Raw genomic sequence first — 23,146 nt, 5'->3', positions numbered from 1 at the left:
GCCGTCCAGGTCCGCGCCAGGCGGTTACGTGCCCCCAGCCCTTGTCGCCCGGCTCCCCCGCCGTCTGCCGTCCCGGTCCGCGCTACTCCCGCCCCACCAGCGTCAGCAACGTCGCCTCCGGCGGGCAGGCGAACCTCACCGGGGTGTAGCGGTTCGTGCCGCAGCCCGCTGAGACGTGGAGGTAGGAGGTACGGCCCTCGGACGTGTGCGTGGAGAGGCCCTTCACGCGGTCCGTGTCCAGGTCGCAGTTGGTGACCAGGGCGCCGTAGAAGGGGATGCACAGCTGGCCGCCGTGGGTGTGGCCGGCCAGGATGAGCGGATAGGCGTCCGCGGTGAACGCGTCCAGTACCCGCAGGTACGGGGCGTGGACCACGGCGAGCGAGAAGTCGTACGACTCCGAGGGCCCGCCGGCCACCCGCGCGTACCGGTCCCGCTTGATGTGCGGGTCGTCCAGGCCGGTCAGCTCGATGGAGACGCCCTCGATCTTCAGCGCCCCCCGGGTGTTCGTCAGGTTCAGCCAGCCCGCCGCGTCGAACCCGTCCCGCAGGTCCTCCCACGGATTGTGGATCGCGCCGACCGCCGGCGCGTTGCCGTTCAGCCCGTGGCGTCCGCTCGCCTTCTCCAGCAGGTAGCGGGCGGGATTGCGGAGCTTGGGGCCGTAGTAGTCGTTGGAACCGAAGACGTACGCACCGGGGAACTCCATCAGGGGACCGAGCGCGTCCAGGACCTCGGGGACGCCCTCCGGGTCCGACAGGTTGTCACCCGTGTTGATCACGAAGTCCGGGCGCAGGCCGGCCAGCGACTGCAGCCAGCGCTGCTTCTTGCGCTGCCCGCCCACCATGTGGATGTCGGAGACCTGCAGGACGCGCAGCGGGCGCATGCCCGGGGGCAGGACGGGGACGGTGACCCGTCGCAGGCGGAAGGAGCGGGCCTCGAAACCCGCTGCATACACCAGGCCGGCGGCGCCGGCCGCCACGATTCCCAGGGGAACTCCGTATCGCGCGCGCATGTGTCCATCGTGTCAGACCGGTTGACCGCCGCGAGAACGGCCGCCGGATACGCGAGAACGGCCGCCGGATAAATGAGCGGGCACGGGCGGCAGTGCACCTGCGACAATCGTGACCATGACCACCACGCTCAAGTCGAAGCTGCACGACGACCTCAACGCCGCGATCAAGGAGCGCGACGAGCTGCGCTCCTCGACGCTGCGGCTGACGCTCGCCGCGATCACCAAGGAGGAGGTCGCGGGCAAGGAGAAGCGGGAGCTGTCCGACGACGAGGTCCTCAAGGTGATCACCCGCGAGGCGAAGAAGCGCCGTGAGGCCGCCGACGCCTTCGCGCAGGGTGGTCGTGCCGAGCAGGCCGAGCGGGAGAAGGCGGAGGGTGTGGTGCTCGCCGAGTACCTGCCCAAGCAGCTCTCCGACGACGAGCTGGAGGCGATCGTCGCCCAGGCCGTGGAGGAGGCCAAGGCGAGCGGTGCCGAGGGGCCGCGGGCCATGGGTGCCGTCATGAAGATCGTGAACCCGAAGGTGGCCGGCCAGGCCGAGGGCGGCCGGGTCGCAACGGTGGTGAAGAAGCTCCTCCAGGGCTGAGACTCCCTGACCGGTGCGCCGGTGCACCGCACGCAGTCACCCCGGTGCACGGTTTTGCCGTACGTCGGTGCACCGCACGCTGTCACCCAGAGGCACCGCTGTGCCGTACACCGGTGCACCGCACGCCGTCACGCCGATGCGCCGGTACAGCCACAGCTCCGTCGGTCCGGCTAGGTCGGTCCGGCTAGGTCGGTCCGGCTCGGTTCGGTTCCGCTGAGACGGCCGCGGGGCCGCACCTCCCTCCGAGAGAGGTGCGGCCCCGCTGTCGTGTCGGCTTCCGGCGCTTCCGGCGCTGCGCGGAGTCGCTAACCCCGGCGGCCCCCGATGCCGTTGCCGTTGTTGCCGCCGTTGCCCTGGCCCTGGATGAAGTTCTCGGGGATGGAGAACGTGGGCGTCGGGAAGGTGCCGCCGGTGTCGCCGCCGGTCACGCCGCCCGGGGTGCCGCCATCGGTGCCACCGTCACCGGTGCCCCCGTTGGTCAGGCCGCCGATCAGTCCTCCGATCACCTGTCCCGGGTCCCCGTTGGTCCCGCCGTTCTCCCCCCGGTCGCCTTTTCCCTGATCATCACCCTCGTGGGTGTCCTCGGGGAGGTCGACCAGATTGAACTCGGGCGCGGGCTTGCCCTCCAGGGCGCCGTTCATCATGTCGCGCCAGATCGGGCCCGGCACCTGGCCGCCGTAGACCTTGTCGTGTCCGACACCACCGATGGTGATGTTGACCATCCGGCGCTTGTGCTGCGGGTCGCCGACCCACACCGCGCCCGCCATGTTCGGGGTGTAGCCGACGAACCAGGCCGCAAAGCGCTCGTCCGTCGTACCCGTCTTGCCCGCGCTCGCCCGGCTGCCGAGACCGGCCTCCTGGCCCGTGCCGTCCTCGACCACGCCCTTCAGGAGCGTGCTGATGGTGTCGGCGGTGTTCTCCGACATCGCCCGCGAGCAGGTCGACTTCGGCACCGCCAGGGACTTGTGCTCGCTGCCGACCTTCTGAGTGATCGACTCGATGGCGATCGGGGTGCAGTACATCCCGCGCGAGGCGAAGGCGGCGTACGCGCTCGCCATCGTGAGCGGGGACATCTCCTGGGTGCCGAGCGCGATCGAGGGAGCCTGGTCGATCTTGCGGCCGTCGGCGCGGGCCACGCCCATCTTCTTGGCCATGTCGATGACCGGGCAGATGCCGATGTCGCTGATCAGCTGCACGTAGTAGGTGTTGACCGACTTCGCGGTCGCCTCCTCCATGGCGTACGGGCCGCGCTCGGACTCGTTCTCGTTCTTCAGCTTCTCCGGCTTGTTCGGGTTGTTCCGCCAGACCTTGCCGTTGCAGGCGTTCACCGGGCTCGGGTACGGCATCTCGTACGGGGACGAGTACTCCTGCCCCGGGGACTTCCCGCCCTCGATGGCCGCCGCGGCGACGATCGGCTTGAACGTCGAACCGGGCTGGTAGCCCGCGCCGCCGCCCATGTCCTGGTTCACGGACAGGTTGATCGTCGTCTCGTGGTTCTTGGTGTTCACGCCGTACGGACGCGACTGGCCCATGGCGAGGATCTTGCCGGTGCCGGGCTCGACGATGGTCGCGGCGGTGGCCACGGCGTCGCTCTTGTAGACGTGGTCCTTTATCGAGGCCTGCGCGGACCGCTGGGCCTGCGGGTCGAGTGTGGTCCGGATCGTCAGGCCGCCCTGGTTCCAGAGCTTGGCCCGCTTCTCCCTGGTCTTGCCGAAGGCCGGGTCGGTCAGCAGGATGTCGCGGACGTAGTCGCAGAAGAAGCCGGCGCTCTTCGTCGCGGTGATGCAGCCGTTCTTGGGGCGGCTGGTGTGCAGGCCGAGCGGCTTCTCCTTGGCCTGGTCGGCCTCCCGCTGGGAGATGTTGCCGAGTTCCGCCATGCGCTGCAGCACGATGTTGCGCCGCTTGGTGGCCTCCGCCTCGTCGTTGACCGGGTCGTAGCGGCTCGGGGACTGCACGATGCCGGCCAGCAGCGCGGACTCCTGCAGGTTCAGGTCCTTGGCGTGCTTGGAGAAGTAGCGCTGGGAGGCCGCCTCGACGCCGTAGGCCTGCTCGCCGAAGAAGGTGATGTTCAGGTAGTTCTCGAGGATCTTCTTCTTGCCGAGCTTGTCCTCGATCTGGATCGCGTACTTCAGTTCGCGGATCTTGCGGCCGAGTGTCTGCTGGGTGGCCTCGGCGACCTTCGTGGGGTCGTCACCGGCCTCCTCGATGAAGTAGTTCTTCACGAGCTGCTGGGTGAGGGTGGAGGCGCCTTGGGCGACACCACCTTCCCGGGCGTTCGTGTTCAAGGCGCGTAGGACACCCTTGAGGTCGACCGCGCCGTGCTTGTAGAAGCGCGAGTCCTCGATCGCGACGATCGCCTTCTGCATGTACGGCGAGATGTCCTTCAGATCGACGACCGTACGGTCGCGGGAGTAGACGGTCGCGATCTGGTTGCCCTGGTTGTCCAGGATCGTGGTGCGCTGGCTCAGCTGGGGACTCTTCAGGTTGGCCGGGATCTCGTCGAATCCCTTGACCGAGCCCTTGGCCGCGAGGCCCAGCACGCCGGCCGCAGGCAGCGCGATGCCCGCCATGACGGCACCGGCGAGCACACTGACACCGAGGAACTTGGTGGCCTGCTGCATGGTCGACAGACCACCGCCCGAGCGCTTCTTTGGCATGAGGGCAGCCTAATCCGTACTGTTGAGCGTTCCGATGGAGCGACCGCTTCTCGGGATGTTCCGATTGCCGGATCGTGATGTCCCGCCCGGGAGCCGCCGGGTTGTGCCGGTCCGCGTCACGGCACGGCAAAGCAGCACGCCTACGTTCCCATTCGCCGGACACGCGCGCAGGCCTTGGCCTAAGCTGCTCTCAACTGTCACAGCAGTGCGGTCACGTATGCATACGTCCGGCGACCCCGAATCGTTCCGGACGCGGCCAGGAAAACGCAAGACGACGTGCCCGCTGCCTGAGGGGGACGTGTCCGAATCCGCCTCGTGTGTCGCCTGGCGCCCGGTGTGGCGCACCACAGCTGTCCCGGTTTGCCGGGATGGTCGCGCATGTCGCCAGCTCACTCCCGCGGGTGATCTGCCGCTTACCCATAGTCCGTTCGGGCCATTCAAGATTGGGCCCGAAGGGGGTGTTGCGCTGTCCCCACCTTCCGTAACGTCCTCAACTGGCGGCGGTGAATATGCCGCTGCCGCCGTGGGGGAGCCTCGATTCGGGAGAGGACGGCGCCGGTATGGGCTGGGTAACCGACTGGAGTGCGCAGGCTGCCTGCCGCACTACCGATCCGGATGAACTGTTCGTTCAGGGAGCAGCGCAGAACAGGGCCAAGGCGGTGTGCACCGGATGCCCGGTACGCACCGAGTGTCTGGCAGACGCGCTGGACAACCGCGTCGAATTCGGCGTTTGGGGAGGCATGACGGAGCGGGAGCGCCGCGCACTGCTGCGCCGGCGGCCTACCGTGACCTCGTGGCGCAGGCTGCTGGAAACCGCCCGCTCGGAGTACGAGCGGGGCGTCGGCATCGTGCCACTCGACAGCGACGAGGTGTACGAGAACTACGCGGCGGTGAGCTGAGGGCACCGCCCTCCGGCACACGCCAGGGGCACATCGCTCCGGCCTGGTCCCGCCAGAGCCCGGAAGCCCCACCACTTCTGGCAGTCGCCCGCGCCTCCGCGCGGACGTCCGCCCTGTGCGCCCACGTGTGCCGTGTGCGTCCACGCATGCCATGTGCGTGCCTACGTGTGCTCCGGCCGTCCGGCCGCCAGTCTGTCCCCGATGTCGCGCAGGCCCGCGAGGTCGTGGACGTCGCCGGGCAGTGCGGGCACTTCGACCACCGCCACCTCGGGGTGGCGGGCGGTGAAGCGGTCACGCGTGCGCTGCTCGCGCGAGAGCAGCTGCATGCGTTCGGCGTGCAGCCTCAGCAGGCCCGCGGTGAGCTGGTCGACAGAGCGCTCCGCGTCGGCGGGGGAGCCTTCCTCGGTCGCGGTGCCTGCGGCCTCGGATGCGGGAGGTTGTGAACTGCCGTACGTGTCGGGAGAGTTACGAAGTCCAGCTTTCCCGTCCCCCTGATCCACAATGCGGGGGTCCTCAAGATTTTCCGCGGCGGCGAGCGCCCGCTCGGCCGACAGCCGGCCGGCGCCGCTGCCGTGGACCCGATTGAGCACGAGACCCACCAGCGGCATGTCCTCCGCGGCCAGCCGCTCCACGAAGTACGCGGCCTCGCGCAGTGCGTCCCGCTCCGGGGCCGCCACCACCAGGAACGCGGTGCCGGGTGCCTGGAGCAGCTTGTAGGTGGCGTCCGCGCGCGTACGGAAACCACCGAACGTGGTGTCCATCGCGGCCACGAAGGTCTGCACGTCCTTCAGCAGCTGACCGCCCAGCAACTTGCCCAGCGTGCCCGTCATCATCGACATGCCGACGTTGAGGAAGGCCATGCCCGCGCGTCCGCCCAGCTTGGCCGGGGCGGTGAGCAGGCGGATCAGCCGGCCGTCCAGGAACGACCCGAGGCGCTTGGGTGCGTCCAGGAAGTCCAGCGCGGAGCGGGACGGAGGGGTGTCCACCACGATGAGGTCCCACTCGTCCCTGGCCCGCAGCTGGCCCAGCTTCTCCATCGCCATGTACTCCTGCGTGCCCGCGAAGCCCGCCGAGAGCGACTGGTAGAAGGGGTTCGCCAGGATCGTGGCCGCCCGCTGGGGGTCCGCGTGCGCCTCGACGACCTCGTCGAAGGTGCGCTTCATGTCGAGCATCATGGCGTGCAGCTCACCGGCCGCCGGCCGCCCGCCGTCCTCCTCGGCCGTGTCGCCCCGCGATGCCTTTCCCTGGTCCTCTATGCCCTTCACCTTGCGCGGCACGTTGTCGAGGGAGTCGATGCCCATCGACTGGGCCAGCCGCCTGGCCGGGTCGATGGTCAGCACGACCACCTTGCGGCCCCGCTCGGCCGCCCGGAGGCCGAGGGCCGCCGCGGTCGTCGTCTTGCCGACCCCGCCCGAGCCGCAGCACACCACGATCCGCGTCTTCGGGTCGTCCAGCAGCAGGTCGATGTCGAGCACGCGCGCGGGGGAGAGACGGCGGGCCGCCTCCTGCGCCTCCGCCGTCCTCGGCTCCCCGGCCGTCGTCGGTTCCCCGGCCGTCGTCGGTTCCCCGGCCGTCGTCGGTTCCCCGGCCGTCGTCGGTTCCCCGGCCGTCTTCAGCTCGCTGGGCGCCTCCCGCGCCCCCGCCCGGTCCGGACTCATGACAACTCCTGCTTCCGCAGCTCGGTGGCGAGTTCGTACAGGCCCGCGAGGTCCATGCCCTCGGCGAGCAGCGGCAGTTCGTTCAGCGGCAGACCCAGCTCGCCGAGGACCGCGCGCTGCTCCTGCTCCAGCGCGTACCGCTCGGCGTACTCGGCGGCCTGTGCCAGCAGCGGGTCGACCAGTTTCTCCGCGTTCCCGCCCCGCCGGGCCCCGCCCAGACCGGCGGCCGAGAGCGCCTGTGCAACCGATGAACGCCCCACGGTCCGTACGAGTTCCAGATCCGCCGCGTCCAACACCTCGGGGCGGACCATGTTCACGATGACCCTGCCCACCGGCAGCCGCGCCGCACGCAGCTCCGCGATGCCGTCGGCGGTCTCCTGGACCGGCATCTCCTCCAGCAGCGTCACCAGGTGCACCGCCGTCTCGGGCGACTTCAGCACCCTCATCACGGCCTGTGCCTGATTGTGTATCGGGCCGATCTTCGCGAGGCCCGCCACCTCGTCGTTGACGTTCAGGAAGCGGGTGATGCGGCCGGTCGGCGGGGCGTCCATGACGACGTAGTCGTACGCGAACTTCCCCGACCGGTCCTTGCGGCGCACCGCCTCGCACGCCTTGCCGGTCAGCAGGACGTCCCTGAGGCCGGGCGCGATGGTGGTGGCGAAGTCGATCGCGCCGAGCTTTCTCAGCGCGCGGCCCGCGCCGCCGAGCTTGTAGAACATCTGGAGGTAGTCCAGAAGGGCCAGTTCGGGATCGATGGCGAGGGCGTACACCTCGCCGCCGCCCGGCGCGACCGCGATCTTGCGCTCCTCATAGGGAAGCGCCTCCGTCTCGAAGAGCTGTGCGATGCCCTGCCGACCCTCGACCTCCACGAGAAGCGTCCGCTTCCCCTCGGTCGCGAGGGCCAGCGCGAGGGCGGCGGCGACCGTCGTCTTTCCGGTCCCGCCCTTGCCGCTGACGACCTGGAGCCTGCTCACGCCTTCGAGACTAACCAGTCCGGCGGACAGCCACGCGGGAGGCTGTGGATAACACCGGTCGCGGTCGGCCACCTGTCCCGTGCGTCACAGCAGCTACAGTCGGCCCATGACCAAGTGGGAATACGCAACCGTGCCGCTGCTCGTCCATGCCACGAAGCAGATTCTGGACACCTGGGGCGAGGACGGCTGGGAGCTCGTCCAGGTCGTACCCGGGCCCAACAACCCCGAACAGCTGGTGGCCTACCTGAAGCGGGAGAAGCAGGCGTGAGCACGGTCGAGACCAAGCTGGCCGAACTGGGCCTGACCCTTCCGGCGGTCGTACCGCCGCTGGCCTCGTACCAGCCGGCCGTGCAGTCCGGCGTGTACGTCTACACCGCCGGCCAGCTGCCGATGGTGGAGGGCAAGCTGCCGGTCACCGGCAAGGTGGGTGCCGAGGTCACGCCGGAGGAGGCCAAGGAGCTGGCCCGCACCTGCGCGCTGAACGCCCTGGCCGCCGTGAAGTCCGTCGTCGGTGACCTGGACCGCATCGCGCGCGTGGTGAAGGTCGTCGGCTTCGTCGCCTCGGCGTCCGACTTCACCGGGCAGCCCGGCGTCGTCAACGGTGCCAGCGAACTGCTCGGCGAGGTCCTCGGTGACAAGGGCGTGCACGCCCGCAGCGCGGTCGGCGTCGCGGTGCTGCCGCTGGACGCCCCGGTCGAGGTCGAGATCCAGGTCGAGCTGGTCCCGTAGCCCCGCGCCGGGGCCCTGACCTCGGTACCTCTCGAACATTCGCCCTACACGGGATAGCCTCCGGCCATGGCGAACGGTCAGTGGTACCCCCCGGAGTGGCCGGACCGCATCCGCGCGCTCGCGGACGGCACACTCACCCCGGTATCCCCTCGGCGTGCGGCCACCGTGCTGCTCCTGAAGGACACCTCCTCCGGTCCGGTCGTCCACATGCTGCGCAGACGCGCCTCCATGGCCTTCGCCGGGGGCGCGTACGCGTATCCCGGGGGCGGTGTCGATCCGCGGGACGACGACCGCCAGGTCCGCTGGGCCGGCCCCGCGCGCGCGTGGTGGGCGGAGCGGCTCGGCGTCGACGAGGCGGGCGCCCAGGCGATCGTCTGCGCCGCCGTGCGGGAGACCTACGAGGAGGCCGGCGTGCTGCTCGCCGGGCCCGGTCCGGAGTCGGTCGTCGGCGACACCACAGGCGACGACTGGGAGGCCGACCGCGCCGCCCTGGTCGCGCGCGAGCTGTCCTTCGCCGAGTTCCTGGACCGGCGCGGCCTGGTGCTGCGCTCGGACCTGCTGGGCGCCTGGACCCGCTGGATCACCCCGGAGTTCGAGGCCCGCCGCTACGACACGTGGTTCTTCGTGGCCGCACTCCCCGAGGGGCAGCGCACCCGGAACGCCTCCACGGAGGCCGACCGCACGGTGTGGATCCGCCCCGAGGAGGCCGCCGCCGGCTACGACAAGGGCGAGCTGCTGATGATGCCGCCCACCATCGCCACCCTGCGCCAGCTGCTGCCGTACGCCACCGCCGCCGAGGCCCTGGCCGCCGCGCCCGCGCGCGACATGACCCCGGTGCTGGCCCGCGCGCGTCTCGAGGCCGGCGAGATCGTCCTGTCCTGGCCCGGACACGACGAGTTCACCAAGCACGTCCCGACGGCGGAGACGACCGGGGGGATGGCTGGGGAGACAGCCGAAGGGATGGCTGGGGAGACAGCCGAAGGGATGGCTGGGGAGACAGCTGAGGGGATGGCTGTCGAGGGAGCCGAAGGGACGGCGGGGAAGACAGCCGAAGGGGCGGCTGGGCGGACGAGCGTGCGGACGACGGCGGACACGGCTGCCGAGACGACCGGGGGAGGTCCCGCATGACCGACGCAGCTGCCCTGCCGGGCCAGCCCCGGGGCGGGGTCCTCTCGGGCCCGGCCACCGAACGGGCCGTCAACGTCCTCGCGCCGAACGCCTCCGCGATGACCCTGGACGGCACCAACACCTGGATCGTCGCCGAGCCCGACTCCGCCCTGGCGGTGGTGATCGACCCGGGTCCCCTGGACGAAGGCCATCTGCGCAACGTCGTCGACACGGCCGAGCGGGCCGGCAAGCGCATAGCCCTGACCCTGCTCACCCACGGCCACCCCGACCACGCCGAAGGCGCCGCCCGGTTCGCCGAGCTGACCGGTACGCGCGTGCGTGCCCTCGACCCGGCGCTGCGGCTCGGCGACGAGGGCCTGGCCGCCGGGAACGTCGTCTCCGTCGGCGGCCTGGAGCTGAGGGTCGTACCGACGCCGGGGCACACCGCTGACTCGCTGTCCTTCCACCTCCCGGCCGACCGGGCGGTGCTGACCGGCGACACCGTCCTGGGTCGCGGTACGACGGTCGTGGCGCATCCCGACGGCCGTCTCGGGGACTACCTGGACTCGCTGCGCCGCCTGAGGTCCCTCACCGTCGACGACGGCGTGCACACCGTCCTGCCGGGCCACGGGCCGGTCCTGGAGGACGCCCAGGGAGCAGTCGAGTTCTACCTCGCCCACCGCGCCCACCGGCTCGCCCAGGTGGAGACCGCGGTCGAGAACGGTCACCGCACCGCGGCCGAGGTCGTCGCCCACGTCTACTACGACGTGGACCGCTCCCTGTGGCCGGCGGCGGAACTGTCGGTACGGGCCCAGCTGGACTACCTCAGCGAGCACGGGCTGATCTAACCGGGCCGGTGCCGCGGCGGCCGGGGCTCAAGTCCGGGTGACGCGCGGTTCGGTCTGGGTGACGCGCGGTTCGATCCGGGCGACGCGGGGTCCGGCCCGGGCGACGTACGGCGGCCGTGGCGGCAGCAGAAAGCCCCGTCCGGCGTCGCGAGGCGAGGCCGGAGCGGGGCTTCGGGGCGGGGCCCCGGGGTGGGTCAGCGCGACCTCTTGGCCAGCCGCTCGACGTCCAGCAGGATCACGGCCCGCGCTTCCAGGCGCAGCCACCCGCGCTGGGCGAAGTCCGCGAGTGCCTTGTTCACGGTCTCGCGGGAGGCGCCGACCAGCTGGGCCAGCTCCTCCTGCGTGAGGTCGTGGACGACGTGGATGCCTTCCTCGGACTGCACGCCGAAGCGGCGCGAGAGGTCCAGCAGGGCGCGCGCCACGCGGCCCGGGACGTCGGAGAAGACCAGGTCGGACATGGCGTCGTTGGTCTTGCGCAGACGGCGGGCGACGGCGCGCAGCAGGGCGCCGGCCACCTCGGGGCGGGCGTTCAGCCAGGGCTGGAGGTCGCCGTGTCCCAGGGCGAGCAGCTTGACCTCGGTCAGCGCGGTCGCGGTGGCCGTGCGCGGGCCGGGGTCGAACAGCGACAGTTCGCCGATCAGCTCGCCGGGGCCGACGACGGCGAGCATGTTCTCGCGTCCGTCGGGTGAGGTGCGGTGCAGCTTGACCTTGCCTTCGGTGACGACGTACAGCCGGTCCCCGGGGTCGCCCTCGTGGAACAGGGAGTCGCCGCGTGCGAGGGTCACCTCACCCATGGAGGCGCGAAGCTCCGCGGCCTGCTCGTCGTCGAGAGCCGCGAAGAGCGGGTTGCGCCGCAGAACGTCGTCCACGAGTTCTCTCCTTGTCGACCTGCTCAGGGGATCTTTCCCCCGGTGTGCCAGGGGACCGTGTTCCCCATTTTGCCGGACGGTCCAAACAGTGTGATCTGTCACAAGGATGCCGCACAGGTGTCCCGGGGTAAGCGTCAGGGGTCCAATCGGGGACCGGTATCCCGGGTCCGGGGCGGATGCGGGTGCCTGGCTCTAGGCTGGCCGGGTGTCCAAATCGCCGGTGAGAGCACAGGCCAAGGGGGCTGGGCGGGTGGTTGTACGTCGCGATTCCGCTGTGGGCGAACACGCTGCTGGAGGAAGTAATAATACGGGCAAATCGGCTAAAAAGACTGCCGCCGCCGCGAAGAAGGCCGAGCCCGTGAAGAAGGCCGCCGCGAAGAAGGCCGAGCCCGTGAAGAAGGTCGCCGCCAAGGAGGCCGATCCCGACAAACCGGTCGCCAGGAAGGCCGCCGCCAAGAAGACCGTGCCTGCCAAGAAGGCCGTGGGTGCGAAGAGGACGGCTCCGGTGGTGAAGAAGACGGCTGCGGTCGTGAAGAAGACGGCTGCGGTCGAGAAGATCGCCGTCGAGCCCCCCACGGGCGAGTCCCGCACCGCTCTCGTGCGCCGCGCCCGCCGCATCAACCGCGAGCTGGCCGAGGTGTATCCGTACGCCCACCCCGAGCTGGACTTCGAGAACCCCTTCCAGCTGCTGGTCGCCACCGTGCTGTCGGCCCAGACCACCGACCTGCGCGTCAACCAGACCACCCCGGCGCTCTTCGCCAGGTACCCCGCCCCCGAGGACCTCGCGGCCGCCGATCCGGAGGAGGTCGAGGAGATCCTGCGGCCCTGTGGCTTCTTCCGGGCCAAGACCAAGTCGGTCATAGGGCTCTCCAAGGCCCTCTCCGAGGAGTTCGGCGGCGAGGTGCCCGGCAGGCTCGAGGACCTGGTGAAGCTGCCCGGCGTCGGCCGCAAGACGGCCTTCGTCGTCCTCGGCAACGCCTTCGGCCGGCCCGGGATCACCGTGGACACGCACTTCCAGCGGCTGGTCCGGCGCTGGCGGTGGACCGGCGAGACCGACCCCGACCGGATCGAGGCCGCCGTCGGCGCGCTCTTCCCCAAGAGCGAGTGGACCGACCTGTCCCACCACGTCATCTGGCACGGCCGCCGTATCTGCCACGCCCGCAAGCCCGCCTGCGGCGCCTGCCCCATCGCCCCGCTCTGCCCGGCCTACGGCGAGGGCGAGACCGACCCGGAGAAGGCGAAGAAGCTGCTGAAGTACGAGAAGGGCGGCTTCCCGGGACAGCGCCTCAAGCCCCCGCAGGCCTACCTCGACGCGGGCGGCAGGGCGGCACCGCCGCTGGGGGCCGCGTGACGGAACGATCTCGGGGCCCTCGGGCGTTGGACGGGGCAGAGCGACGGGGGTGGCGATGACGAGGGCCAGTGACACACAGGGCGGACCGGTGGCGCTCAGCAAGGAGGGGCTGCCGGGCTGGCTGGAGCCCGTGGTGCGGGCCGTCGAGACGGTCCAGCCGATCCAGCTGAGCCGTTTCCTGCCGCCGGAGAACGGCTCAGGGCGGCAGTCCGCCGTGCTCATCCTGTTCGGCGAGGGGCAGCGCGGCCCCGAACTGCTGCTCATGGAGCGCGCGAGTTCCCTGCGCTCGCACGCCGGCCAGCCCTCCTTCCCGGGCGGCGCGCTGGACCCGGAGGACGGCGATCCGCAGGGCGACGGCCCGCTGCGGGCCGCGCTGCGCGAGGCCGAGGAGGAGACCGGACTCGACCCCTCCGGCGTGCAGCTCTTCGGCGTGCTGCCCCGGCTCTACATCCCGGTCAGCGGCTTCGTCGTCACCCCGGTGCTCGGCTGGTGGCGCAAGCCCAGCCCGGTCGGCGTCGTCGACCCGAACGAGACCGCGCGGGTCTTCACCGTTCCCGTGGCGGATCTCACGGACCCCGCCAACCGCGCCACCACCGTCCACCCCAGAGGCCACCGGGGCCCGGCATTTCTGGTCGAATCGGCTCTGGTCTGGGGTTTCACGGCCGGAGTGATCGACCGCCTGCTCCACTACGCGGGCTGGGAGCGCCCCTGGGACCGGCAGAAGCAGGTCCCGCTCGACTGGCACGCATGACAGGGTGATCCCCGTGCTGTGTTGTCCGGGGGACGGGCCCCCGCCCCCGGCGGGGCCGCGGGGGACCGAAGTGAGTAGGCGAGGCCTGAAGCGGTGAACGTGCTGGACATCCTGTTGCTGGTCGCGGCCGTGTGGTTCGCGGTGGTGGGTTACCGCCAGGGCTTCGTCGTCGGCATCCTGTCGGTGATCGGATTCCTGGGCGGCGGTCTCGTCGCCGTGTACACGCTGCCGGTGATCTGGGACGCCATGACCGACAAGGCGGAGGTCGGCACCACCGCCGCCGTCGTGGCCGTGGTCGTCGTCATCGTCTGCGCCTCCGTGGGCCAGGCCCTGACCACCCACCTCGGCAACAAGCTGCGCCGCCACATCACCTGGTCCCCGGCCCGCGCCCTGGACGCCACCGGCGGCGCGCTCGTCAACGTCGTCGCGATGCTGCTGGTCGCCTGGCTGATCGGCTCCGCCCTGGCCGGCACCACCCTGCCGACCCTCGGCAAGGAGGTCCGCGGCTCCAAGGTGCTCCTCGGGGTCTCCCGGGCGCTGCCCGCGCAGGCCGACACCTGGTTCGCGGACTTCTCCTCGGTGCTCGCGCAGAACGGCTTCCCGCAGGTCTTCAGCCCGTTCTCCAACGAGCCGATCAAGGACGTCCAGCCGCCCGACCCGGCCCTCGCCCACAGCGCGGTCGCCCTCCACGCCCAGCGCTCCATCGTCAAGGTCACCGGCACCGCCCAGAGCTGCGGCAAGGTCCTGGAGGGCACCGGCTTCGTCTTCGCCGACCGCCGGGTGATGACCAACGCGCACGTGGTCGGCGGAGTCGACGCGCCGCGCGTACAGATAGGCGGTGAGGGCCGCAAGTACGACGCGAAGGTCGTCCTGTACGACTGGAAACGGGACGTCGCCGTCCTCGACGTACCGGACCTCAGGGCGAGCGCCCTGAAGTTCACCCAGCGGGACGCGACCGGCGGTGACGGCGCGATCGTCGCGGGCTTCCCGGAGAACGGTTCCTACGACGTGCGCGCCGCCCGGGTGCGTGGCCGCATCACGGCCAACGGCCCGGACATCTACCACCGTGGCACGGTCCGCCGCGACGTCTACTCCCTGTACGCGACCGTCCGCCAGGGCAACTCCGGCGGCCCGCTGCTCACCCCTGACGGCAAGGTGTACGGCGTGGTGTTCGCCAAGTCCCTCGACGACGCGGACACCGGCTACGCCCTGACGGCGGACGAGATCCGGCCCGACATCGAGAAGGGCCGCACGGCCAACGAGCAGGTGGGCACGGACAGCTGCGCCCTGTAAGGGTGCGGTGGTGCTCAGCCGCGCGGGTGACGCAGGCGTACCGAGACCCAGCGGGCCCGGCGGCGCAGGATGCGCGGAATTCCCACCCGCAGGTCCGCTTCCGCGAGCTGCGGTGTGCCTCGCTGAGGCGTGCTCAGGCCTGAGGCCGAGCGGCGGTTGCGGGGTGCGTCACTGTAGTCGTGCGTCCAGCCCATACCCCGACGTGTGCCCCCACCCGAAGGTCGATAACCGCCTGGGCGCCCCCCAATTGGCCTATGCGGCAGGCATGTGGCCGTTCGGGGGACAAGTGTTCAGGAACCGGGTACTCCACGCATCGGTCCGTCACCGTACGGTCACACGTCCGGGTGACGTCCACCGCAGCCTCACCGGTCGGGCTCCGGATCCTTCAGCCAGCTGATCAGTTCGGTCGAGAAGGCCGCCGGGTCCTCCTCGTGGGGGAAGTGGCCGAGACCGTCGAACAGCCGCCAGCGGTACGGCGCTTCGACGTACTCGCCCGAACCGGCCGCACTGCGCGTCCGGGTGACCGGGTCCAGCGAGCCGTGCAGATGCAGCGTCGGCACCCGCACCGGACGCTTCATCCTGCGGTAGAACTGCACGCCGTCCGGGCGGGCCAGCGAACGCACCAGCCAGCGGTACGGCTCGATCGCGCAGTGCGCGGTGGACGGGATGCACATGGCCCGCTGGTACGTCTCCACGTCCGCGTCCTCCGGCGGTCGCGGCCCGGACCACTCCCGGATCAGCCGGCCGGTCAGCGCGCCGTCGTCCGCGGTCAGTTGACGCTCCGGCAGCCACGGCCGCTGGAAGCCCCAGATGTAGGAGTTGGCGGCGGTCTGCCGGGCGTCCCGGAGCATCGCCGCGCGCCAGCGCCGCGGGTGAGGCATCGACGCCACGGCGAGGCGCCGGACGAGCTTGGGCCGCATGGCCGCCGCCGTCCACGCCAGATAGCCGCCGAGGTCGTGGCCGACCAGCGCGGCGTCCGGCTCGCCGAGCGAGCGGATCACACCGGTGACGTCCAGCGCGAGGTTGGCGGGGTCGTACCCGCGGGGCGTGCGGTCGCTGCCGCCGACGCCCCGCAGGTCCATCGCCACCGCCCGGTAGCCCGCGGCCGCGAGCGCGGTCAGCTGGTGCCGCCAGGTCCACCAGAACTGCGGGAACCCGTGCAGGAGCAGTACCAGCGGGCCGTCGCCGAGTTCGGCGATGTGGAAGCGCGCGCCGTTGGCCGCGACGTCCCGGTGCGTGACCGGCGTCCCGTCCGGCAGGTCGATCCGTACGGGGGAGAGGGCGGCTGGGTCCGTCATGACGACGAGCGTGCCACAGCCTCGATGGCCGCGGGGCCGCGGTCCTCGGGCAGCTCCGGGCGCGGATGCGGCTTGGCGTTCTGCAGGACGCTCGCCGACTCCTTCATGGAGGCCGCAACCCTCTGCGGGCCCTGGCTCTTCTTGGCCTTCTTCGCGAACACCACGCCGATGAGCCCGAGGAGCCCGGCGACCAGCACGTTGGCCGCGAACGACAGCAGGAAGCAGACCGCCAGGTTCCAACCGCTCCAGGTGCGGATGCCGTACGCCAGCGCGAAGTTGAGCATCGGCAGGGAGAACAGCAGTACCGCGCCCGCCAGCGAGAAGGCGCCGCCGCTGGTCGCGCCGCGCTTCACGTCCTGCTTCAGCTGGGCCTTGGCCAGCGCGATCTCGTCGTGCACCAGCGCCGACAATTCGGTCGTCGCCGAGGCGAACAGCTGGCCGATGCTGCGTTCGGCGCCGACCGGGCTGCCGTCGGGTGCGCTCATCGCGTTCTCCCTTAGAGGTGTCTCGTGCTACAAATGTGCAGTTTTGGACGGTCGTGACGCTTGTACGAACCTTTGGCCGGCCGGTGGGCTCGCGTGACCGTCCGTCCGGCCGTCCTGCCGCGTGGCCGTCCGTCCGGCCGTGCTGCTCGTGCGGCCGCCTTGATTTGTACCGTCTCGTCAGATCATGCCGGACGGTCGCCCTCCTCGCCTGCCCCGCCCGGCACTTCCGCAAGCCCGTGGCGTGCTTCGGCCGCCCGCTCGGCGGCGAGGCGCCGGTGTTCTGCGGCCTTGCGCTCGTGGATCCGCGCCATGCGCAGGTGATATGCGGGGTCGTCCTGCTCGTAGACGTCCGGAATGCCGTCGAGGTCCTCGTCGCGCTCCTCTTCCTCGCACAGCCTGCGGTACCTGACGTCGCGCAGCTTCAGCAGGACCGTCGCGCACACCGCCGCGATCAGCGACCCGGTGAGGACGGCCGCCTTCACCTCGTCCGTCAGCACGTCGTCGCCCGCGAAGGCCAGCTCGCCGATGAGCAGCGAGACGGTGAAGCCGATCCCGGCGAGCGACGCCACGGCGAAGACGTCGGCCCACGCCAGTTCCTCGCTGAGCTGTGCGCGGGTGAAGCGTGCCGTCAGCCAGGTGCCACCGAAGATGCCGGCCGCCTTGCCGACGACCAGGCCGAGTACGACGCCGAGCGTCTCGGGCTTGGTGAAGACGTCCGTGAGCGCCCCGCCGGATATCGACACACCGGCGCTGAACAGCGCGAACAGCGGTACGGCCAGTCCGGCCGACAGGGGCCGCACCAGGTGCTCGACGTGCTCACCCGGCGAGTGCTCCTCCCCTTCCCGGGTGGTGCAGCGCAGCATCAGTCCCATGGCGACGCCGGCGATGGTGGCGTGCACGCCGCTGTTGTACATCAGGGCCCAGATGACGAGGGCGAGCGGCACGTACACGTACCAGCCGCGCACCCCCTTGCGCAGCAGCAGCCAGAAGACCGCAAGTCCGGCGGCGGCTCCGCCGAGCGCGGCGAAGTTCAGCCGCTCGGTGAAGAAGACCGCGATGATCAGAATCGCGAAGAGGTCGTCGACCACCGCGAGGGTGAGCAGGAAGGCGCGCAGGGCGCTGGGCAGGGAGGTGCCGATGACCGCGAGCACGGCGAGCGCGAAGGCGATGTCCGTGGCGGTGGGCACCGCCCAGCCCTGGGTGGAGCCGCCGCCGGTGAGGTTGGTCAGGGTGTAGACGAGCGCCGGTACGGCCATTCCGCACAGCGCCGCCACGACGGGCAGCACGGCCGCCTTCGGGTCGCGCAGGTCACCCGCGACCAGCTCGCGCTTGAGTTCGATGCCGGCGACGAAGAAGAACACCGCGAGGAGGCCGTCGGCGGCCCAGTGGGCGACGGAGAGGTGCAGGCCGAGGGCGCCGGGGCCGAGGTGGAAGTGACCGACGCTCGCGTAGCTGTCGCGCAGGGCGGGGATGTTCGCCCACACCAGTGCCGCCACGGCGGCGAGCAGCAGCAGGACGCCGCCGACGGTCTCGGTGCGCAGCGCGTCCGCCACGAACGTCCGCTCGGGCAGGGACAGGCGTCCCAGGACCTTGCGGGCGGCTGTGCTGCGGGTGCGGGGCGCGGTCACGGGAGACCTCCGGTGGGTAGGCGGAACTCACATGCCGACCAGACTTCCCGGCGCACCTGTGTCATCGCGTTGCGGACGCTTTGTTTAGTTTACCTAAAAGTCGCGCCGACCGGATCCGCTGAGCTTCACCGTAGACACAGACGGGGCACCCGGCGCGTTCGCCGGGTGCCCCGTGGGGTGCCGCTCAGTCCTTCCGGGCGCTCAGCCGCGGCCGGGCGCCCGGTCCTCGCCGGGCGCTCCGCCGCCGCCGGGTGCTCAGTCCTCGCTGGAGGCGGCGGGCAGCTTGGTCTGGATGAGGTCCATGACCGTGGAATCCGTCAGCGTGGTGACGTCGCCGAGCTGGCGGTTCTCGGCCACATCGCGCAGCAGACGCCGCATGATCTTGCCGGAGCGGGTCTTCGGCAGCTCCGCCACCGGCAGGATCCGCTTGGGCTTGGCGATCGGGCCGAGCGTGGCGCCCACGTGGTTGCGCAGCTCGCCGACGAGCTTGTCGTCCTCCGAGGCCGTACCGCGCAGGATGACGAACGCGACGATGGCCTGCCCGGTGGTCTCGTCCGCGGCGCCCACGACGGCCGCCTCGGCGACCGAGGGGTGGGAGACGAGCGCCGACTCCACCTCCGTGGTGGAGATGTTGTGCCCGGAGACCAGCATCACGTCGTCCACCCGGCCGAGCAGCCAGATGTCCCCGTCGTCGTCCTTCTTCGCCCCGTCACCGGCGAAGTACTTGCCCTCGAAGCGGGACCAGTACGTGTCGATGAACCGCTGGTCGTCACCCCAGATCGTGCGCAGCATCGACGGCCACGGCTCGGTCAGCACCAGGTAGCCACCGCCGCCGTTCGGCACCTCGTTCGCCTCGTCGTCGACGACGGTCGCGCTGATGCCGGGCAGCGGGCGCTGCGCCGAACCGGGCTTGGCCTCGGTGACGCCGGGCAGCGGCGAGATCATCATGGCGCCGGTCTCGGTCTGCCACCACGTGTCCACGACGGGCGTCCGGTCGGCGCCGATGTGCTTGCGGTACCAGACCCAGGCCTCGGGGTTGATCGGCTCACCGACCGAGCCCAGGACACGCAGGCTGCTCAGGTCGAACTTGGCGGGGATGTCGTCGCCCCACTTCATGAACGTCCGGATCGCGGTCGGCGCGGTGTAGAGGATCGTGACCTTGTACTTCTGCACGATCTCCCAGAAGCGGCCCTGGTGCGGGGTGTCCGGCGTGCCCTCGTACATGACCTGCGTCGCGCCGTTGGCCAGCGGCCCGTAGACGATGTACGAGTGCCCGGTCACCCAGCCGACGTCGGCCGTGCACCAGTAGACGTCCGTCTCCGGCTTGAGGTCGAACACCGCCCAGTGGGTGTACGCCGCCTGGGTGAGGTAGCCGCCGGAGGTGTGCAGGATGCCCTTCGGCTTCCCCGTCGTGCCGGAGGTGTAGAGGATGAACAGCGGGTGCTCGGCCTCGAACGCCTCCGGGGTGTGCTCGGATGACTGGCGCCCGACCAGGTCGTGCCACCACACGTCCCGCTCGCCGTTCCAGACCACTTCCTGCCCGGTCCGGCGTACCACGAGCACGTGCTCGACGTTGCCCGCCTTCTCGACCGCCTCGTCGACGGCCGGCTTGAGCGCGGACGGCTTGCCGCGCCGGTAACCACCGTCGGCGGTGACGACGACCTTGGCGTCCGCGTCCTGGATGCGGGTCGCGAGCGCGTCCGCCGAGAAGCCGCCGAAGACGACCGAGTGCGCGGCGCCGATCCGGGCCGAGGCCAGCATCGCGATCGCGGTCTCCGGGATCATCGGCATGTAGATGGCGACCCGGTCGCCCTTCCGCACGCCCAGCTCCAGCAGCGCGTTGGCGGCCTTGGAGACCTCGTCCTTCAGCTCCGCGTAGGTGATCGCGCGGCTGTCGCCGGGCTCACCCTCGAAGTGGATGGCGACGCGGTCCCCGTGCCCGGCCTCCACATGCCGGTCCACGCAGTTGTACGCGACGTTCAGCTCGCCGTCCCTGAACCACTTCGCGAACGGCGGGTTCGACCAGTCCAGCGTCTCGTTCGGTTCCTTGGCCCAGGTCAGCCGGCGGGCCTGCTCGGCCCAGAAGCCGAGCCTGTCAGCCTTGGCCTGTTCGTACGCCTCCGCGGTGACGTTGGCGTGCGCGGCCAGGTCGGCGGGCGGCGCGAACCTGCGTTCTTCCTTGAGCAGGTTGGCCAGGCTCTCGTTGCTCACGACATCTCCCATTCCAAGGGTGTCCGTTGTGTCCCAGGCCACAGCTCATCAGACGCGGGGGGCCGATGACAAGGGTCGACCGGAAAATTGGTTTAGACCTTTCTGCGGCTGGTTGCACACCCCCGCCCGCGCGCCTCCTCACCTCCCCCCGCGCGCCTCCTCCACCGTGCCCACGCCCCGCCCGACGCCTCCGCCCACTTCCTGCCCGACACCTCCGTCGACGTCCTGACCATCACCTCCGTCGACGTCCTGGCGGACATCCCCGCCCACGTCCTGCCGGACACCTCCGGCCGCGCCCTCCGTGACGCGTTCGAACCCCGCTGCTCCTTCCGTCTCCGCGAGCAGGTACGCCTGGGCCTCACCCACGTGGAAATACATGCCGTGCAGCTCCAGTTCGCCCTTGGCCAGCGCCCTTCCGACCGGACCGTGGGCCCGCAGATGCGCCAGCTGCTGGACCACGTTGGCCAGGCACAGCCGCTCCACCGCGTCCGCCGGTTCCCGCCCGGCCAGCCGGGGCCTGCCGTGGCGCTCGCCCGCGCTCCGCGCGAGGCTCGGCAGCCCGTGCCGCAGCCACCGCTGCAACGGGGTGCCCCCGTCCCCGGCGCCGGTGGCCAGCAGGGCCTGCATCGCCCCGCACCCGGAGTGACCGCACACGGTGATGGAGCGCACCCCGAGTACGTCCACCGCGTACTCGATGGCGGCGGCCACCGAGTCGTCACCGTGCTCCTCGCCCGCCGGCGGCACCAGGTTGCCGATGTTGCGGACGACGAACAGGTCACCGGGACCACTGGCGGTGATCATCGACGTGACGAGCCGGGAGTCGGCGCAGGTGAGGAAGAGCTGGGACGGACGCTGGCCCTCCCGGGCGAGCCGCGCCAGTTCCTCCCGTACCAGCGGTGCGGTGTTCCGCTGGAACGAGCTGATGCCACGGGCCAGTTCATGGGCGGCTTCCCGCCCTGCCGGGGCGGCGGCGGAGCCGGCGAAGCAGGACTGGTGATTGCGCCAGGGTGTCCAGGGACGGCATTGGCACTCGGTCGCCGGGACCTGCTCGCTGGTCCGGATTCCGCCACGCCGGCCCGCCAGCTCGGCCGTACCTCCTCGTGCGGTGTGCGTGCTGCGCCAGTCCTGCAGTGACTCGTACGCCGCGTGGTCCATGAACGATCCGTCCAACTCCACGACGGCGTGGGCGCCTTGGGGTACGAGATGCAGGGCTCTGCTGAGCCGGGGCACCGCGAGGAAGGTCAGCTGGCCTCGGACGCGTACACGATGCACTCCTTCCTTCTCGTCGTGGGTGATGCGGGTGCGGGTGAGGCGGTGCAGGGCGACGGCGACTGCCACGGCGACCCCGAGGAGTACGCCCTGAAGGACGCCGAGGAACACCACGCCGAGTGTGGTCGCGACGTAGACCAGCACTTCGCGGTGGCGCGTCACCGTGCGGATGTGGTGCAGGGACACCATCTGGATGCCGACGGCCATCACCAGGGCGGCGAGGGAGGCGAGCGGGATCTCCTCCAGGACCGGGACCATCAGCAGCGCGGCGACTACTACGAGAACGCCGTGCAGCATCGTGGAGTTCCGGCTCACCGCCCCTGAGTTCACATTCGCGGTGCTGCGCACCGCGACCCCCGCGACCGGCAGCCCGCCGAGCGACCCGGACACGATGTTGGCGGCGCCCTGGCCCAGCAGCTCGCGGTTCAGGTCGGAGCGGCGGACGCGGGACTGCGGGCCGGGGCGGGCGGCGAGCAGCTTGTCCACGGCCACCGCGCCGAGCAGCGACTGGACGCTGCACACCAGGGTCGTGGTGAGCACGGCGGCGACGACACCGGACACCGGGCCCTCGGGCAGCCCGGCCAGCGCGTGGCTGCGCCAGGACGGCAGGTCGACCCGGGGCAGGGTCAGCCCGGCGAGGGCGGCGGTCGCGGTGGCTCCGGCGACGGCGACGAGCGCGGCCGGCACCACGCGCAGCATCCGTCCCACACGGCCGGGCAGGCGGGGCCAGGCCAGCAGCAGGGCCAGGGTCAGCACGCTCATCGACACGGCAGCCGGGTGCAGATCGGCCAACTGGGCGGGCAGCGCACGCAGGTTGGCCAGGACGGAGCTGTCCGGGCTGCCGCCGAGGACGATGTGCAGCTGGGCCACGGCGATGGTGATGCCGATGCCGGCGAGCATGCCGTGCACCACGGCCGGACTGACCGCCAGCGCGCCGCGTGCCACCCGCAGGCAGCCGAGGGCGAGCTGGGCGAGGCCGGCGAGGACGGTGATGCCGCAGGTGGCCCGCCAGCCGTAACGGTGGATCAGGTCGGCGGTGACCACGGTCAGCCCGGCGGCGGGGCCGCTGACCTGCAAGGGGCAGCCGCCGAACCGGCCGGTGACGATTCCGCCGACCGCGGCCGCGACGAGGCCGGCCTGGAGCGGGGCGCCGGTGGCGAGGGCGATGCCGAGGGAGAGAGGCAGGGCGATCAGGAAGACCGCGACGGCCGCGGACAGATCGGCTCCCTCGAGGGGGAAGCGGCGGGGTCCCGGGGCGGGACGGTGCGGCGGGTGGGGGTGGGTGTGTGGGGGTGCGCAGGCGGACATGTTCCCGTCTCCTCCGGGGCGGCGCGGTCGCGGACTGGGTGGAACCCGCGGTGATGGGGCGGGGCTCGGTCGCGGCCGTGGGTCACGGCGTGCAGTGGCGGGATGGATCACGTTCGGTAAAAGAACCGTAATGCGAAGTAAAGGCAAAGCATAGTTTTTCGGGGCAAATGGGTTGCACGATCACTCGCCGGGGTGAAGCGAGCATTTCATCGGCTTGTC

At 71.0% G+C, this 23,146-nt stretch carries 19 protein-coding genes and 1 pseudogene; 9 read left to right on the top strand and 11 right to left on the bottom strand.

Features of this window, described 5'->3' with window-relative positions:
* Positions 1-82: 82 nt before the first annotated feature.
* Positions 83-1,009, bottom strand: coding sequence for a metallophosphoesterase (locus JK359_RS27675; RefSeq protein WP_201841123.1), 927 nt, complete (start codon positions 1,007-1,009; stop codon positions 83-85).
* A 115-nt stretch (positions 1,010-1,124) separates the two neighbouring features.
* Between JK359_RS27675 and JK359_RS27670 the strand changes: the two genes are divergently transcribed.
* The gene (locus JK359_RS27670; protein ID WP_201841120.1) at positions 1,125-1,592 is read left to right on the top strand and encodes a GatB/YqeY domain-containing protein; all 468 of its coding nucleotides are present in this window, start codon (positions 1,125-1,127) and stop codon (positions 1,590-1,592) included.
* Positions 1,593-1,897: 305 nt separating this feature from the next.
* Here the strand turns inward: JK359_RS27670 and JK359_RS27665 are convergent, their stop codons facing one another.
* A complete protein-coding gene (locus JK359_RS27665; RefSeq protein WP_201841117.1) occupies positions 1,898-4,249 on the bottom strand; it encodes a transglycosylase domain-containing protein in 2,352 nt (783 codons plus the stop codon).
* A 560-nt stretch (positions 4,250-4,809) separates the two neighbouring features.
* On the opposite strand from JK359_RS27665, the gene wblA reads away from it, so the two are divergent.
* A complete protein-coding gene (gene wblA / locus JK359_RS27660; protein WP_201841212.1) occupies positions 4,810-5,148 on the top strand; it encodes a transcriptional regulator WblA in 339 nt (112 codons plus the stop codon).
* Positions 5,149-5,309: 161 nt separating this feature from the next.
* Here the strand turns inward: wblA and bagB are convergent, their stop codons facing one another.
* Together bagB and bagA are read right to left on the bottom strand one after the other, a co-directional pair.
* Positions 5,310-6,806, bottom strand: a complete 1,497-nt coding sequence (bagB, locus tag JK359_RS27655; protein ID WP_236678534.1) for an ATPase BagB — start codon at positions 6,804-6,806, stop codon at positions 5,310-5,312.
* Positions 6,803-7,852 carry an ATPase BagA gene (gene bagA, locus JK359_RS27650; protein WP_307788298.1) on the bottom strand — a complete coding sequence of 350 codons (1,050 nt, stop codon included), beginning with the start codon at positions 7,850-7,852 and terminating at the stop codon, positions 6,803-6,805. The genes bagB and bagA overlap by 4 nt, the downstream gene beginning before the upstream one ends.
* A 34-nt stretch (positions 7,853-7,886) precedes the next feature.
* Here bagA and sp36 point away from each other — a divergent pair, with 34 nt between their 5' ends.
* The 4 genes and pseudogenes from sp36 (at position 7,887) to JK359_RS27630 (ending at position 10,464) form a co-directional block, all read left to right on the top strand.
* The gene (sp36, locus tag JK359_RS27645) at positions 7,887-8,048 is read left to right on the top strand and encodes a Sp36 family protein (protein ID WP_003975360.1); all 162 of its coding nucleotides are present in this window, start codon (positions 7,887-7,889) and stop codon (positions 8,046-8,048) included.
* Positions 8,045-8,509 (top strand): RidA family protein, encoded by a 465-nt coding sequence (locus JK359_RS27640; RefSeq protein WP_201841112.1) that lies wholly within the window; start codon positions 8,045-8,047, stop codon positions 8,507-8,509. The genes sp36 and JK359_RS27640 overlap by 4 nt, the downstream gene beginning before the upstream one ends.
* A 66-nt stretch (positions 8,510-8,575) precedes the next feature.
* Positions 8,576-9,451 (top strand): annotated as a pseudogene (locus tag JK359_RS27635) (NUDIX hydrolase); the annotation flags it as partial.
* Positions 9,452-9,633: 182 nt separating this feature from the next.
* Positions 9,634-10,464, top strand: coding sequence for an MBL fold metallo-hydrolase (locus JK359_RS27630; RefSeq protein ID WP_201841109.1), 831 nt, complete (start codon positions 9,634-9,636; stop codon positions 10,462-10,464).
* Between the two features lie 194 nt (positions 10,465-10,658).
* On the opposite strand, the gene JK359_RS27625 is transcribed toward JK359_RS27630, so the two are convergent.
* Complete coding sequence (locus JK359_RS27625; protein ID WP_201841107.1) at positions 10,659-11,333, bottom strand: Crp/Fnr family transcriptional regulator; 675 nt, start codon at positions 11,331-11,333, stop codon at positions 10,659-10,661.
* A gap of 274 nt (positions 11,334-11,607) precedes the next feature.
* Between JK359_RS27625 and nth the strand changes: the two genes are divergently transcribed.
* The 3 genes from nth (at position 11,608) to JK359_RS27610 (ending at position 14,728) form a co-directional block, all read left to right on the top strand.
* Positions 11,608-12,684, top strand: a complete 1,077-nt coding sequence (gene nth, locus JK359_RS27620; RefSeq protein WP_201841105.1) for an endonuclease III — start codon at positions 11,608-11,610, stop codon at positions 12,682-12,684.
* A 55-nt stretch (positions 12,685-12,739) separates the two neighbouring features.
* Positions 12,740-13,435: an NUDIX hydrolase gene (locus JK359_RS27615; RefSeq protein ID WP_201841103.1), complete on the top strand. Its 696-nt coding sequence runs from the start codon at positions 12,740-12,742 to the stop codon at positions 13,433-13,435.
* 93 nt (positions 13,436-13,528) lie between these two features.
* Positions 13,529-14,728, top strand: a complete 1,200-nt coding sequence (locus JK359_RS27610; RefSeq protein ID WP_201841101.1) for a MarP family serine protease — start codon at positions 13,529-13,531, stop codon at positions 14,726-14,728.
* Between the two features lie 14 nt (positions 14,729-14,742).
* On the opposite strand, the gene JK359_RS39360 is transcribed toward JK359_RS27610, so the two are convergent.
* The 6 genes from JK359_RS39360 to JK359_RS27585 form a co-directional block, all read right to left on the bottom strand.
* Positions 14,743-14,922, bottom strand: a complete 180-nt coding sequence (locus JK359_RS39360) for a hypothetical protein (RefSeq protein ID WP_236678533.1) — start codon at positions 14,920-14,922, stop codon at positions 14,743-14,745.
* Between the two features lie 168 nt (positions 14,923-15,090).
* Complete coding sequence (locus tag JK359_RS27605; protein WP_201841099.1) at positions 15,091-16,026, bottom strand: alpha/beta fold hydrolase; 936 nt, start codon at positions 16,024-16,026, stop codon at positions 15,091-15,093.
* Complete coding sequence (locus JK359_RS27600) at positions 16,023-16,511, bottom strand: phage holin family protein (protein WP_201841097.1); 489 nt, start codon at positions 16,509-16,511, stop codon at positions 16,023-16,025. Before JK359_RS27600 ends, JK359_RS27605 begins: the two co-directional genes overlap by 4 nt.
* Before the next feature lie 182 nt (positions 16,512-16,693).
* The gene (nhaA, locus tag JK359_RS27595; protein ID WP_201841094.1) at positions 16,694-18,139 is read right to left on the bottom strand and encodes a Na+/H+ antiporter NhaA; all 1,446 of its coding nucleotides are present in this window, start codon (positions 18,137-18,139) and stop codon (positions 16,694-16,696) included.
* A gap of 255 nt (positions 18,140-18,394) precedes the next feature.
* Positions 18,395-20,350, bottom strand: coding sequence for an acetate--CoA ligase (acs, locus tag JK359_RS27590; protein ID WP_201841091.1), 1,956 nt, complete (start codon positions 20,348-20,350; stop codon positions 18,395-18,397).
* A gap of 138 nt (positions 20,351-20,488) precedes the next feature.
* Complete coding sequence (locus JK359_RS27585; protein WP_236678531.1) at positions 20,489-22,927, bottom strand: SulP family inorganic anion transporter; 2,439 nt, start codon at positions 22,925-22,927, stop codon at positions 20,489-20,491.
* Between the last annotated feature and the right edge of the window lie 219 nt (positions 22,928-23,146).

The sequence above is a fragment of the Streptomyces actinomycinicus genome, assembly GCF_016741775.1.
In the GTDB taxonomy this organism is placed as follows: domain Bacteria; phylum Actinomycetota; class Actinomycetes; order Streptomycetales; family Streptomycetaceae; genus Streptomyces; species Streptomyces actinomycinicus.
The sequence above is the reverse complement of the archived record's forward strand: the minus strand, read 5'-3'. Positions and strand labels throughout refer to the sequence as shown.